Annotated in this window: 14 protein-coding genes; 8 read left to right on the forward strand and 6 right to left on the reverse strand. The window is 61.8% G+C overall.

What is annotated here, in order from left to right; genetic code table 11:
- Positions 1-12 precede the first annotated feature (12 nt).
- Complete coding sequence (locus tag BLW40_RS15295) at positions 13-1,185, reverse strand: isovaleryl-CoA dehydrogenase (RefSeq protein WP_074770103.1); 1,173 nt, start codon at positions 1,183-1,185, stop codon at positions 13-15.
- 240 nt (positions 1,186-1,425) lie between these two features.
- On the opposite strand from BLW40_RS15295, the gene BLW40_RS15300 reads away from it, so the two are divergent.
- The 6 genes from BLW40_RS15300 to BLW40_RS15325 all read left to right on the forward strand — a co-directional run bounded on the left by BLW40_RS15300 (position 1,426) and on the right by BLW40_RS15325 (position 5,496).
- Positions 1,426-2,019, forward strand: a complete 594-nt coding sequence (locus BLW40_RS15300; protein WP_074770105.1) for a TetR/AcrR family transcriptional regulator — start codon at positions 1,426-1,428, stop codon at positions 2,017-2,019.
- Between the two features lie 223 nt (positions 2,020-2,242).
- On the forward strand, positions 2,243-2,506 hold the full coding sequence (locus BLW40_RS15305; RefSeq protein WP_074770106.1) for a YjhX family toxin: 264 nt from the start codon (positions 2,243-2,245) through the stop codon (positions 2,504-2,506).
- Between the two features lies 1 nt (position 2,507).
- Positions 2,508-3,008: a GNAT family N-acetyltransferase gene (locus BLW40_RS15310; protein ID WP_074770107.1), complete on the forward strand. Its 501-nt coding sequence runs from the start codon at positions 2,508-2,510 to the stop codon at positions 3,006-3,008.
- Positions 3,009-3,389: 381 nt separating this feature from the next.
- The gene (locus BLW40_RS15315) at positions 3,390-4,589 is read left to right on the forward strand and encodes a tyrosine-type recombinase/integrase (protein ID WP_074770109.1); all 1,200 of its coding nucleotides are present in this window, start codon (positions 3,390-3,392) and stop codon (positions 4,587-4,589) included.
- A 65-nt stretch (positions 4,590-4,654) separates the two neighbouring features.
- Positions 4,655-4,957, forward strand: coding sequence for a type II toxin-antitoxin system TacA family antitoxin (locus BLW40_RS15320; RefSeq protein WP_074770111.1), 303 nt, complete (start codon positions 4,655-4,657; stop codon positions 4,955-4,957).
- A 53-nt stretch (positions 4,958-5,010) separates the two neighbouring features.
- Positions 5,011-5,496, forward strand: a complete 486-nt coding sequence (locus tag BLW40_RS15325) for a GNAT family N-acetyltransferase (protein ID WP_244511221.1) — start codon at positions 5,011-5,013, stop codon at positions 5,494-5,496.
- A 3-nt stretch (positions 5,497-5,499) separates the two neighbouring features.
- Here the strand turns inward: BLW40_RS15325 and BLW40_RS17490 are convergent, their stop codons facing one another.
- The 3 genes from BLW40_RS17490 to metE all read right to left on the reverse strand — a co-directional run bounded on the left by BLW40_RS17490 (position 5,500) and on the right by metE (position 10,202).
- Entirely contained in the window at positions 5,500-6,006 is a 507-nt protein-coding gene (locus tag BLW40_RS17490; RefSeq protein ID WP_139305626.1) for a hypothetical protein, read from the reverse strand.
- Between the two features lie 337 nt (positions 6,007-6,343).
- Entirely contained in the window at positions 6,344-7,591 is a 1,248-nt protein-coding gene (gene glyA / locus BLW40_RS15330; protein WP_074770115.1) for a serine hydroxymethyltransferase, read from the reverse strand.
- Between the two features lie 313 nt (positions 7,592-7,904).
- Positions 7,905-10,202 (reverse strand): 5-methyltetrahydropteroyltriglutamate--homocysteine S-methyltransferase, encoded by a 2,298-nt coding sequence (gene metE / locus BLW40_RS15335; RefSeq protein ID WP_074770117.1) that lies wholly within the window; start codon positions 10,200-10,202, stop codon positions 7,905-7,907.
- A gap of 113 nt (positions 10,203-10,315) precedes the next feature.
- On the opposite strand from metE, the gene BLW40_RS15340 reads away from it, so the two are divergent.
- Both BLW40_RS15340 and BLW40_RS15345 read left to right on the forward strand, forming a co-directional pair.
- Positions 10,316-11,227 (forward strand): LysR family transcriptional regulator, encoded by a 912-nt coding sequence (locus tag BLW40_RS15340; protein WP_074770119.1) that lies wholly within the window; start codon positions 10,316-10,318, stop codon positions 11,225-11,227.
- Positions 11,224-11,853, forward strand: coding sequence for an epoxyqueuosine reductase QueH (locus tag BLW40_RS15345; protein ID WP_074770121.1), 630 nt, complete (start codon positions 11,224-11,226; stop codon positions 11,851-11,853). The genes BLW40_RS15340 and BLW40_RS15345 overlap by 4 nt, the downstream gene beginning before the upstream one ends.
- On the opposite strand, the gene BLW40_RS15350 is transcribed toward BLW40_RS15345, so the two are convergent.
- Together BLW40_RS15350 and BLW40_RS15355 are read right to left on the reverse strand one after the other, a co-directional pair.
- Positions 11,844-12,623: an acyl-CoA thioesterase gene (locus BLW40_RS15350; RefSeq protein WP_074770123.1), complete on the reverse strand. Its 780-nt coding sequence runs from the start codon at positions 12,621-12,623 to the stop codon at positions 11,844-11,846. The two genes, BLW40_RS15345 and BLW40_RS15350, sit on opposite strands and share 10 nt — an antisense overlap.
- 109 nt (positions 12,624-12,732) lie before the next feature.
- The gene (locus tag BLW40_RS15355; RefSeq protein ID WP_074770125.1) at positions 12,733-13,980 is read right to left on the reverse strand and encodes a dicarboxylate/amino acid:cation symporter; all 1,248 of its coding nucleotides are present in this window, start codon (positions 13,978-13,980) and stop codon (positions 12,733-12,735) included.
- Positions 13,981-13,995: the final 15 nt, after the last annotated feature.

Genomic DNA, 13,995 nt, shown 5'->3' on the forward strand with positions numbered 1-13,995 from the left:
CTCCTCCCGGGGTCAGGCGCTGGCCTTGAACAATTCGCGGCCGATCAGCATCCGGCGGATTTCGCTGGTACCGGCGCCGATCTCGTACAGCTTGGCGTCGCGCAGCAGACGACCGGTGGGGTAGTCGTTGATGTAGCCGTTGCCGCCCAGCACTTGCAGCGCGTCGAGCGCGACCTGGGTCGCCTGCTCGGCGGCGAACAGGATCGCTCCGGCGGCATCCTGGCGGGTGGCGCGGCCGGCATCGCACGCCCGCGCCACGGCATAGACATAGGCCCGGCTGGCATTCAGGCGGGTGTAGATGTCGGCGAGCTTGGCCTGGATCAGCTGGAACTCGCCGATCGGCTGGCCGAACTGACAGCGCTCGTGGACATAGGGCAACACCACGTCGAGCGCGGCCTGCATGATCCCCAGCGGACCGGCGGCCAGCACCGCCCGCTCGTAATCAAGCCCGCTCATCAGCACCCGCACCCCGTCGCCCTGCGGGCCGAGCAGGTTCTCGGCAGGCACCTCGCACTCCTCGAACACCAGTTCCGAGGTCGGCGAGCCACGCATCCCCAGCTTGTCGAGCTTCTGCGCCGGGCGGAACCCGGCAAAGCCCTTCTCGACGATGAAGGCGCTGATACCGCGCGGCCCGGCGGCGGGATCGGTCTTGGCATAGATCACCAAGGTGTCGGCGACATGGCCGTTGGTGATCCACATCTTGGTACCGTTGAGGACGTAGCGGTCGCCGCGGCGGTCGGCGCGCAGCCGCATCGACACCACATCCGATCCGGCCCCGGGCTCGCTCATCGCCAGCGCGCCGACCTGGCTGCCGTCGATCAGGCCGGGCAGATAGCGCCGCTTCTGGTCGGCATTGCCCCAGCGGCGGATCTGGTTGACGCACAAATTGGAGTGGGCGCCATAGGACAACCCGACCGAGGCCGAAGCCCGGCTGACCTCCTCCATCGCGACGCAATGGGCGAGATAGCCCATCCCGGCTCCGCCATCCTCGTCCTCGACGGTGATGCCGTGCAGACCGAGCGCGCCCATCTCCGGCCACAGATCGCGCGGAAACTGGTCGGTGCGGTCGATCTCGGCGGCGCGTGGGGCGATGCGGTCGGCGGCAAATCCCTGCACGCTGTCGCGCAGCAGGTCGATCTCCTCGCCCAGGCCGAAATCGAGCATAGCTAACGACGTCGTGGACATGTGGCCCTCCCCGTTCGGTGGCATAGTGCATGGCGGCATTCGCCGCTCGTTCTTATAAAAACGATCATGCGTTTTTTTCTTTGCAGCGCAAGTCCCTTTTGTCGCACCATCCGCAAGACAGACGGAGGAGGGGGTGATACATGGCTCGTCACCGGGCCGCCCGCTCGAACGCAGACGTCCCACCCCGCAGTCTGGCGAGGGCGGCGGTGGCGGCGGATGCATGGAAGAGATACGAGAAAAATGACACGTACCGCCGGATCGCATGGTCCGACCACCCAAAAAGCGATCCAGGACGCCGGATTGCGGCTGATCCACCACCATGGCTACGCGGCAATGAGCCTGCGCCAGTTGGCGGGCGAGGTTGGTCTTCAGGTCGGCTCGCTCTACAACCATATCCGGACCAAGCAGGATCTGCTGTTCGACCTGCTGCACGGGCACATGGAAAGTCTGCTGACGGCGCTGGATCAGGCCCTGGCCGAAACGGCCGATCCGGAAGACGCGCTGCGGCGGTTCGTCGCCTTTCACGTCGATTATCACATCACCCGCAAGGCCGAGGTGTTCATCTGCTATTCGGAACTTCGCAGCCTTGAGCCGGACAATTACGCGATCATCGTCGGGCTGCGGCGCGGTTACGAACGGCGCCTGATCGCGATCATCGAGCAGGGCGTGGCGCGGGGCTGCTTCCGCGTCGGCGACGCCCCGGTCGCCGCTTACGGCATCCTGGCGATGCTGACCGGCGTCTGCACCTGGTTCCGTCCCGATGGTCGGCTGACCGCCGCCGACCTGATCGATCAATACACCGCGATGGTCCTCAACGCGGTCAAGGGGCCGTAAAGCCAAACGGCAATGTGTTGTTGCCGGGGCTTGTCCCTGGGGCGGACGCCTCTTATGATTAATCCACCGGGTGGCGACCATGCTCTCCGCCCGGCCAATGGAGAGTGGATGTCAGAGCTTGTGTGATACGGCTCTCTGAGATTCAGAGAGCCTCGTGAAATTTAACCCCACCGGGTGCCTGTGCGCCTGGGGTGTTTTTTTGCGCCTATCACACGAGACGTCCATGAACATCTCTCGATATGAACAACGTGTGCTGCACGTTCTGGCCCTGGGCGGCTACATTCTGCATGAGCGGGACGATGGTCCCAAAATCACCTCCGTCACCTGCTACACCCGCGACGGCATGATTCTGTCGGACTGCACCTTGATCGTCTTCGCACGGTTGCGGGGCAAACGGCTGATCGAATCCCGCTTGGGCGGAGCCTATCGGATCTCGAAACGGGGCCGGACCGCCGTTCGCGCCCAACTCGACAATCGGGGGGCCTGATATGCGGATTCGCACGGAATCAGACGGTGACATCGCGGCGATCGGCCGGGTGGTCACCGAAGCGCTGCGGTTACTCGCTCAATCCACCGGAACCGAGGCCGGGATCGTCGAAAGGCTGCGGGCCGAGGGCGGGATGATCTTCTCGCTGGTCGCCGAGGAAGACGGCCAGATCATCGGGTCTCTGGTCGCCTCGCCCGCACGGGTCGGGCAACAGGACGGCTGGGGTCTGATCGGGCCGCTGGCTGTTTCGCCCGCACGGCATCGCCAAGGAATCGGCTCGGCCCTGATGGCGGAAGCGCTCCGCCGCTTGCGGGGATCGTGCCGGGGCGCCGCGCTGGTGGGCGATCCCGGCTACTATCACCGCTTCGGCTTTCGGACCTTTCCCGGATTGGGCGTCACCGGCTGCCCTCCCGAGGTGGTTCTGGCCTTGCCGTTCACCGACATCGTCCCGCGCGGTGAACTGATTCACCACCCGGCCTTCGGCCTTAATCAACAGGAGTAACAGAACGGGTGGGCTGTATCGCACGACGGTGCAGCCTACCCCCCCCCTCGCGCGCGGCCTGCTCGTGCGTTTTATCTCTTGTGGATTAGACAGACAAACACGCCGCAGCTTTAGGGCTGCGGCGTGTTTGTCAAGTTTGGTTGCGGGGGCAGGATTTGAACCTGCGACCTTCAGGTTATGAGTTTGATAAATGCTCACCGACCGACCTTCGCCCTCCTACGCGAACATACGACAATATACTGATATCAAACATTATTATTTCATACACTCTACGATCATGATACCCTTCCCCATCATCAATTCGGCTCTCTACTGTTACCTATGCGTTACCTGTACCCGACCTTCAGGTTGAGGATGGGCGACGCCGGAGGGAGGGGTTCAATGGCGAAATTGACCAAGCGGGTGGTGGACCAGATCGCTCCCGGCAACACCGAATCGATGCACTGGGACGACGAGCTCAAAGGGTTCGGCCTGCGGGTCTGGCCCAGCGGGCGCAAGGTCTACATGGTGATGAGCCGGGTGAAAGGGCGTCTGCGCCGGATCACCATCGGCCCCCACGGCGCCATCACGCCTGAGCAGGCCCGGATCCGGGCGCACGAGATTCTTGCGGAGGCCAAGGCTGGCCGCGATCCCGCCCAGGAACTCGATCAGGCGCGGAAGGCACCGACCGTCAAGGGATTGGGCGAGCGCTTCCTCAAAGAGCATGTCGCGGTGCGCTGCAAGCCGAGCACCCAGGCCGAATACAAGCGTTCGGTCGAGCTGTTCATCAATCCGAAAATCGGAACCCGCAAGGTCACCGACATCGAGCGACGCGACATCGCGGAACTGCACCAATCGCTCAGCCACATCCCCTACCAAGCCAACCGGACCCTCGGCGTCCTGTCGAAAATGTTCAATCTCGCCGAGGTGTGGGGATTACGGCCGGACGGCAGCAATCCATGCCTGCACGTCAAGAAATACGTCGAGCGCAAGCGTGAGCGTTTTCTCAGCACCGACGAGTTCGCCGCCCTCGGCACGGCGTTGCGCGAGGCCGAGGCCGATGGACCCGAGACCCAATCGGCGATCACCGCGATCCGGCTGTTGATGCTGACCGGCTGCCGTCTGAGCGAAATCATGACGCTGAAATGGGAGTACGTCGACACCACGGCTCGGGAACTGCGCCTACCCGACTCCAAAACCGGGGCGAAGGTGGTGCATTTCGGCCAAACCGCCGCCGCTATCCTGGACGGCATCGAAAGGTTGGACGACAACCCCTTCGTCATCACCGGCAAGAAGACCGGTGCCCGGCTGACTGACCTGCAACACCCGTGGCGGCGCATTCGGGACAAGGCCGGCCTGGGTGATGTCCGCATCCACGATCTGCGCCATTCCTATGCTAGCGGCGCCCTGGCGCTGGGGGAAGGGTTGCCGATGATCGGCAAGCTGCTCGGCCACACTCAGGTCCAGACCACCGCTCGCTATGCCCACCTCGCGAACGATCCAGTCAAACGTGCCGCCGGGCGCGTGTCGGATACGATCGGCATCGCCCTGCTGGGTGCCCCAAAACACAAATCCCGAGGGCAAAGGAAATCGGCGAGATAGTCCGCATCGTGTTGACGATGTCAGTACACCCTTGATAGGGTGAGTCTCAGATTGAGAGGTGCACCATGACGTCCGCCGAACCGAACACCGGAAGAAGCCTCTCCCGCAAGGGCGACGTGATTCAGATCCGCGCCTCGTCCGAAACCAAGGCGCTGCTGAACCGGGCAGCGACCCTGCGCGGACAAAAGCTGTCGGAATTCATGCTGGACAGCGCCCGCCGTCAGGCCGAGGAAACGCTGCTGGATCAGCGGGTATTCTTTCTGGAACCCGAAGCGCACGAGCAATTCCTGGCGATCCTTGACGCCCCCGCCGCGCCGAGCGACGAAATCCGTCAGCGCCTGACCCGCCCGGCTCCCTGGGAGCGGTGATGCCGGAAATAGAGGGCTCCAATCCGGCCAGGCGCGTTCGTTCACCAGAGCGTTTGACCCCGAACCACGATCTGACCTCGTTCCAAAATGGTCGGCATCCACCTCTGGACGATTGGCTGAAACGTCGGGCGCTTGCCAGCGAAGGACTTTCGGCCCGGACCTACGTCGTCTGTGACGCCGACCATCCGGCACGGGTGGTTGGGTATTACGCGCTGTCCACCGCGATGGAGCAGCGGCTCGTTCTGCCCAGCGCAAGGCTTCGATCCGGAACGCCCGACGAAATCCCGCTGCTGCTGATCGGCCGCCTTGCAATCGATCAGGCGTGGCAGGGAATGGGCCTGGGGAGCGCCCTTGTGTCCGATGCTTTGCGCCGCTGCCTCGCCGCCTCGGACATCGCCGGTGTCCGCGCCGTGATCGTCCATGCCATCGACGACGGGGCGGTCGAATTCTACCGACGGCTCGGGTTCATCCCCTCCCCGCTTGGGCCGCGCGTCCTGATCATGCCGATCGAGAGCATCAGAAATTCTGTTTTTCCGTAAAATTCAGAACAAACCTTTTTCACAATCACAGCGGCGCCACCCTTCTACAACAGACGGATTATTTGATATCTCAAGGGCTACATCAATCGGGTATGAAGCTATAGATACAACACGCCCCCTTCTAAAATTAATATTTCTTGAACGTGGGAGACGGCCATCCTTTGTCCATCGCAATCGCTCCTGCGATGAGATACCCAGCAACGACTGAAGTAACTTAGGGTGCAATGGACGGCTCATGATTTCACCGATACGATCATCCAGTCGTTCAATTAATTTATGGCAGCAAGCGGCATCAACATACGGGCAAATCTCAACAATAATCTCAGGATCCATTTCAATAGACAACACTTCACCAATCTTGCCAAGTCGCCGACGCAAAACACGAACAACTTCACGCCTCCTTATTTTCAAGGAGTCTAATTTCGACAAATCCCTCAACAGGATACGAACATTTTCACCACAAACATAAAATAAAAAATGCCGACTCTTTGCCCACACCGCGTTTGACATGAAAGAGCGCACTCCTCTGCCTAAAGGCTTAACCGCGAAAGATGCCTGCCTCCTTGAATTGGGACTTCGCCAGAAGCCATACCTAACCTAAGCAGAAAATTGATCGACGCCGTCCTCTAACACTACGGAATGTAGGAGGGGGGGGCACTTCGGGAAGCGCCCCCGGATCTCTGGCGTCAACTTTATCCAAAGATGTGCCCCTAACGATCATCACCTCGCCAAGCTTGGCCATCCGCGTTGATAGGCCGAGTGATGGGGCCCCCTCAACCATGAATTCGTCCGTTAATCCGAAAGCGTGTCCGAGGCGCAAATCGGACGAGCCTTCGGATTGCGTGTTTCAGCGATAGACCGGAAACGCCCGGGTCAGGTCGGACACCCTTCCTTGAACGCGGGCAAGAACTGCTTCGTCGTCCGGCGCATCCAACAGGTCGGCAATCAGGTTTCCCACCTCCCGCGCCTCGGTTTCCCGGAACCCCCGCGTGGTCAGCGCCGGCGTTCCCAACCGGATGCCGGAGGTCACGAACGGCTTTTCCGGATCTTGCGGAATGGCGTTTTTGTTGACGGTGAGGTGGGCCCGTCCCAGAACGGCCTCGGCCTGCTTGCCGGTGATCCGCTTGGCCCGCAGATCGACCAGCATCAGATGGCTTTCCGTACGACCGGAGACGATCCGCAGGCCCCGCGCGGTCAGGGTCTCGGCCAGCACCGCCGCATTGCGCAGGACATGGCGCTGATAATCGACGAAGTCGGGGCTCATCGCCTCCTTGAAGGCGATCGCCTTGGCGGCAACCACATGCATCAGCGGCCCGCCTTGCAATCCCGGGAACACCGCCGAATTGATCGCCTTCTCATGCTCGATCCGGGTCAGGATCACCCCACCCCGAGGGCCACGCAGGCTTTTGTGGGTGGTGGTGGTGACGAAATCGGCATGCGGCACCGGATTGGGATAGAGCCCGGCGGCGATCGGGCCGGCATAATGGGCCATGTCGACCATGAAATAGGCGCCGACCTCGCGCGCCACCCGCGCGATCCGCTCGAAGTCGATCCGCAGCGCGAAGGCGGACGCGCCTGCGATGATCAGTTTCGGCCGGGACTCCCGCGCCAACCGCTCCAGCGCGGCATAATCGATGTCTTCCTGCTCGTTCAGGCCATAGCTGACCACGTTGAACCATTTGCCACTCATGTTGAGCGCCATGCCATGGGTCAAATGCCCGCCGTCGGCCAAGCTCATTCCCATGATGGTGTCGCCAGGTTGGAGCGTCGAAAAAAACACCGCCTGGTTGGCCTGGGAACCGGAATTGGGCTGAACATTGGCGGCCTCGGCCCCGAACAACCGACGAACCCGATCGATCGCCAGCCGCTCGACAACATCAACATGCTCACAACCGCCGTAATAACGTTTCCCCGGATATCCTTCGGCGTATTTATTGGTCAATTGCGACCCCTGAGCCGCCATGACGGCTGGAGAGGTATAGTTTTCCGAAGCGATCAGTTCGATGTGATCTTCCTGGCGGCGGTTCTCATTCTCGATCGCGGCGAACACTTCCGGATCGATCCGGGCAATCGTATCGTGGCTACGGTCAAACATGGCATCAATTCCAACAGATCGTCCCGACGGGACGGAAGAGTGAAGGGCTTCGGCGGGAGGACACAGCCGCCTTGCCCTAGGGCCCTGAAACATTCAGATGATTCAGTGTCCTAGGGTCTGCGTGAGCAAAATAGTTCCGCTTTTTTAGGGCTCAAGCGCCGCTCGGGCTAAGGGCTCAGATTGAATCTTCTGTTTCAATCTGAGCCCTCGCGCCGGCCTATCTTCTTCATCAAGACGAACGAGGAGAGACCGGAGCATTGCCATCCGCACCCTGGCCGGAATGAGCGATCCTCCCGGCCAGGGCGTAACGTCATTAGACGACGGTGGCGCGCAGGGTCTTGGCGGCGCTGACCATGTTGGTCAGGGCCGGGATCACCTCGCTCCATTGCCGGGTCTTGAGGCCGCAATCCGGATTGACCCACAGCCGCTCGGCCGGAATCCGCTCCGCCGCCTTCTTCATCAGGTCGACGATATGCTCCTCGCTCGGGATATTGGGCGAGTGGATGTCATAAACGCCGGGGCCGATCTGGTTGGGGTATTTGAAATCGTCGAAGGCGTCGAGCAGTTCCATGTCCGAACGCGAGGTCTCGATGGTGATGACGTCGGCGTCCATCGCCGCAATCGAGGCGATGATGTCATTGAACTCCGAATAGCACATATGGGTGTGGATCTGGGTCTCGTCATCCACCCCGTTGGCGGTGATCCGGAAGCATTCCACCGCCCAATCCAGATAGTCCTGCCACTGGGACCGGCGCAACGGCAGCCCTTCGCGCAACGCCGCCTCGTCGATCTGGATCACGCGGATGCCAGCCTTTTCGAGATCGAGCACCTCTTCCCGCATTGCCAGGGCCAATTGACGGCACGACACCGAACGCGGCTGATCGTCGCGGACGAAGGACCAATTCAGGATCGTCACCGGACCGGTGAGCATCCCTTTCATCGGCCGGTCGGTCAGCGAGGCGGCGTAGCTGATCCACTCCACCGTCATCGCCTTGGGCCGGCTGATGTCACCGAACAGGATCGGCGGCTTAACGCAACGCGAGCCATAGGACTGCACCCAGCCGAACTGGCTGAAGACATAGCCGTCAAGCTGTTCACCGAAATATTCGACCATGTCGTTGCGCTCCGGTTCGCCATGAACCAGCACATCGAGCCCCAACACCTCCTGCTCGCGCACGCACCGCTCGATCTCGCCGTGCATCGCGGCCCGGTAGGTCGCCGCGTCGATCTTGCCAGCCTTGAACTGGCTGCGCGTCTGGCGGATTTCCGCCGTCTGCGGAAAAGAACCGATGGTCGTGGTGGGAAAACGAGGTAAATGCAGCCGAAGATCCTGTTTGGCTGCGCGTTGAGGGAAGGGACTCTGCCGCCGGCCGAGAGCGGGATCGATCCGGGCGACAGCCGCCTTCACCTCCGGGTTGTTCACCCGCGACGAAACGCGGCGGGACGCGAGAGCGGCACGGTTGGCGGCGAGATCGGCTGCCACCGCGCCGCGCCCCTGACGCAACGCAGCGGCGATCACCCGCACTTCGTCGAGCTTCTGCACCGCGAAGGCCAGCCACGAGCGCACCTCGGGATCGAGCGCCGTTTCATTGGCCAGATCAACCGGCACATGCAACAGCGAGCAAGAGGGGGCGAGCCACAAGCGGTCGCCGAGCGCCCGCGCCACCGGCTCTAGCCAGTCCAGCACCGCCTCAAGATCGGTCTTCCAGATGTTGCGGCCGTTGACGACGCCGAGCGACACCACCCGGTCGGTCGGGCACGCGGCAATCAGCGCCGTCACCTCGTCGCGGGCGTTGACGGCGTCGAGATGAATCCCTTGCACCGGCAGGGAGCAGGCCAGGGGCAGATTCTCCTTCAACGCGCCGAAATAGGTGGCGAGCAGCAGCTTGAGCTTGCCGGAATTCAACGCCGCATAGGCGCGCTCAAAAGCCTCGCGCCAACCGGGGACAAGCTCCGTCACCAAAATCGGTTCGTCGATCTGGACCCACTCCACCCCTTCGGCGGCCAGTACCGCCAGCAACTCGGCATAGACCAGCAGCAGGCGCGGCAGCAGCGCCAGTTTATCTGACCCGTCCTTGGCCTTGCCGAGAGCAAGATAGGTCACCGGGCCGATGATCACCGGCTTGGCCTTCACCCCCTGCGCCTTGGCTTCGGCAAGTTGAGCCAGCAGACGGGACGGGTCGAGCTGGAATTCCGTCTTCGCCTCGAATTCGGGCACGATGTAATGGTAGTTGGTGTCGAACCACTTGGTCATTTCGCCAGCGGCAACGCCACCGCAGCACCCCTCGGCATGATCCCCAGCCCCCGGTGCCGAGCGCCCTCGCGCCACCCGGAAATAATTGTCCAAGGTGTCGCCCGTGAAACCACGCACCCGCTCGGGCAGGTTGCCAAGAGTGAAGCTCATGTCGAGCATCTGGTCGTAGAACGAAAAATCCCCGACCGGAGCCAGATCAACCCCGGCCTGGACACGCCAGTGGGCTGCGCGCAACGCAGCACCGGTCGCGATCAGGTCGTCTCGAGAGGAGAGCCCCTTCCAATAGGCCTCCTGCGCGAGCTTCAGTTCGCGCTTGGCGCCGATACGGGGAAAACCGAGAGAGTGAGTGGTTGCCATGGGTCTCGCCTTGAAAAGAGGAACGAGGCGGATCGTAGAATTTCCGTTTCATGAAAAAAAATGATATTAAATCATCAAAGCATGAATAATTTTCAGCCACGCTCTGGACCGACATGGCGACCCTGGAACGAATTCACCTGACGATCATTCAAGAGGTTGACCGTCACGGCTCTCTGACGGCGGCAGCCAAACGGTTGAATCTGACCCAATCGGCCCTCAGTCATACCGTCCGCAAGCTTGAGGATCAGCTCGGCGTGGCGATTTGGCGACGGGAAGGCCGCAACCTGCATCCGACCCAGGCCGGAGAGTGGTTGCTGGCGGTTGCGAATCGCCTGCTGCCGCAGCTCGACCACGCCGAAGAGCGCCTGCGTCAGTTCGCCCAGGGCGAACGCGGCAAGCTGCGCATCGGGATGGAATGCCATCCCTGTTATCAGTGGCTGATGAAGATCGTCGCTCCCTACCTCGATTCCTGGCCCAAGGTCGAAGTGGACGTGCGGCAAAAATTCCAGTTCGGCGGACTCGGCGCGTTATTCGGCTATGAAATCGATATGCTGGTGACACCGGACCCGCTTTACCGGAATGGACTGTGCTTCGAACCGGTATTCGATTACGAGCAGGTGTTGGTGGTCGGCCCCGGACACCGACTGCGCGACGCTGAGTTCGTAGAGCCGGAACAGATCGCCGAGGAAACCCTGATCACCTATCCGGTGGAGATCGACCGGCTCGATATCTATACCCAGTTCCTGATGCCGGCCGGAATCCACCCCAAAAACCATAAACCAATCGAAACAACCGACATCATGCTCTTGATGGTGGCCCACGGCCGTGGCGTTGCCGCCCTGCCGCGCTGGATGGTCGAGGAGTATGGCCCCAAATTCGGGCTGTCTCCGGTACGCCTGGGCCGACACGGCGTCGCCAAGCAGATCTTCCTAGGGTTCCGCAATGCGGATACCGACCTCGATTACCTGCGCGCTTTCATCGATCTGGCGCGGGCCCACCGCGACACGAGGCCCGGCCCAGCGTGAACACCTCATCGTCCCAACCTCGCGCCCCGCTGCCCTGGCCCAATGGCCAGAGCCGGGTGCTGTTGCATTCCTGCTGCGCGCCGTGCTGCGGCGAAATCATCGAGGCGATCCTGGCCTCGGGCATCACCCTCACTATTTTCTTCTACAATCCGAACATCCAACCACACGAGGAATATGACCGGCGCAAGGCCGAGGTGATCCGGCAGGCGCGGCAAAGAGGGGCCGCCTTTGTTGATGCGGATTACGATCCTGACACATGGCTGACGCGCACCGGCGGATTGGAGCAGGAGCCTGAGCGGGGGCGGCGCTGCACCGCTTGTTTCGATCTACGCCTGGAGCGGACCGCCCTGTATGCCCATGACCATGGCTTCGCGGTTTTCACCAGTTCGCTCGGCATCTCGCGCTGGAAGAATATGGCGCAGGTCAATGCCAGCGGCCATCGCGCCGCCGCCTCTCACGCCGGACTGACCTACTGGGATTACAATTGGCGAAAAGACGGGGGAGCCTCACGAATGGTCGAGATCGCCCGGCGCGAGGGATTCTACCAGCAACGCTATTGCGGCTGTCCGCCATCGCGACGCCGAGCCCCCGCCGGTCCGGACCAGCCCCAGGTCGGTCAGGACTGACGTTTGCCCCCCTCCCCCCGCGCCGGGCACGGACGACCACTGTCATCATCAATGGCGACCATGGTGTAACTGCCGCGCGCGGCGGGCCAGCGTTCCCCGGTCTGAAGGTTTTCTCCGGTGGCGACGACATCGACCACCATTGATGACGTTCCCACATCTCCGACGCTGGCGGTCACTTCCATGATCTCGCCGACATGGACCGGGGCAATGAAATCCATCCCCCGGGACGCCGCCATCACGACCGTCTTGCCGCAGAACCGGGTCGCGGCGACAAACGCCGCCTTGCCCATCACCGCCTGGGCATAGCCGCCGAACAGCACATGACGATGGCTGCATTGATCCGGAAACACCAGTTCGACCATCCGCAGTGGCGGAGGAGGCGAGTCGGTCCCGTCGGCAGGCTCCTGCGCCGGCAACGGCGGAACCAAGGCCGCCGGATCGGCGGTAACGAGGTGGAACCGTCCACGGCTGCACAGACGGCGCTGGCCGGTCCGCAAGGTTTCCGCCTCCAGATCGGTTTCAACCGTCAGCGAACGGCGCCCGGTTCGAACCACCCGGCCGGTCACTTCGACAATCTCTCCCAAATGAGCCGGCGCAGCGAAATCAATCTGATCACAAGAGGCGGTGACGAAGTCGGTCAGGGCATAGCGCGCCGCCACGATATAAGCCAGCTTATCCATATAGGCCAGCGCCGCGCCGCCGAACAAAGTCCCGTGATGGTTGGTCTCACCAGGAAAGACGAGATCGATCAGGGAGGTTTCCTTAGGCATGACAGGCGATGCTCCGTTCTGAAGGAGAGAAACGCGGCCCACGCACTGGGCTCCCGGCAAAGCCGCCGGAAACCTCGCGGATAATCAAAACCGGACAGGCTCCCCCGATTTACCCCAGGGTCTGCTTCATCTGCTTCTCGTCCAGTTCCTTTTCCCACTTCGACACCACCACGGTGGCGACACCGTTGCCGATGAAGTTGGTCAGCGCGCGGGCTTCGGACATGAAGCGGTCGATGCCGAGGATCAGGGCCAGACCGGCCACCGGGACGGCGGGAACCACCGCCAGGGTGGCGGCCAGGGTGATGAAGCCGGCGCCGGTGACGCCCGAGGCCCCCTTCGAGGTCAGGATCGCGACGCCCAGCAGGGTTGCCTCCTGACCCAGGGTCAGGTTGATGTCGAGCGCCTGGGCGACGAACAGGGCGGCCATCGTCAGGTAGATGTTGGTGCCGTCGAGATTGAACGAATAGCCCGACGGAACCACCAGACCGACCACCGACTTCGAGCAGCCCAATTTCTCCAGCTTGGCCATCAACGGCACCAGCGCGGATTCAGACGACGACGTGCCGAGAACGGTCAGCAACTCTTCCTTGATGTAGACGATGAACTTGAAAATGCTGAACCCGGTCGTCTTCGCGATCACGCCCAGCACGATCACGACGAACAGGATACAGGTCAGGTAGAAGCTGCCCATCAGCGCCGCCAGCGGCTTCAGGGCCGCGACGCCGTACTTGCCGATGGTGAAGGCCATCGCGCCGCCCGCGCCGATCGGAGCCAGCTTCATGATGCTGTTCATCATCGCGAAGAAGATGTGCGAGCATTCCCCGATGAAGCGGTGAACGCCAGCGCCCTTCTCGCCCATCCGGCTCATCGCATAGCCGAACAGGATCGCCACCAGCAGAACCTGAAGCAGGTCGCCCCCGCCGGTAAAGGCGTCGGTGAAGGTTTTCGGAATGATGTGCAGGATGAAATCGACTGTGCTCTGCTCTTCGGCCAGCTTGGCGTATTTCGCCACCGCCTTGGCGTCGAGCTGACTGGGGTCGGCGTGGAAGCCGTCGCCGGGACGGATCAGGTTCATCACCACCAGACCGATGATCAGGGCCAGGGTGGAAACCACTTCGAAGTACAGCAGCGCCTTGCCGCCGACTCGGCCGACCTTCTTCATGTCGCCCGCTCCGGCGATGCCGAGAACGACCGTACAGAAGATCACCGGGCTGATCAGCATCTTAATAAGCGCGATGAAGCCGTCGCCCAGCGGCTTTAAACTGACACCTATTGCCGGTTCAAAATAGCCAAGGGTGCCGCCACAGACAATAGCAACGAGAACCCAAAAATAAAGATAACTCATCATCCGTTTCATGAAAATTTCCCTGGC

This window comes from Magnetospirillum fulvum (genome assembly GCF_900108475.1).
GTDB classification, from domain to species: Bacteria; Pseudomonadota; Alphaproteobacteria; order Rhodospirillales; family Magnetospirillaceae; genus Phaeospirillum; species Phaeospirillum fulvum_A.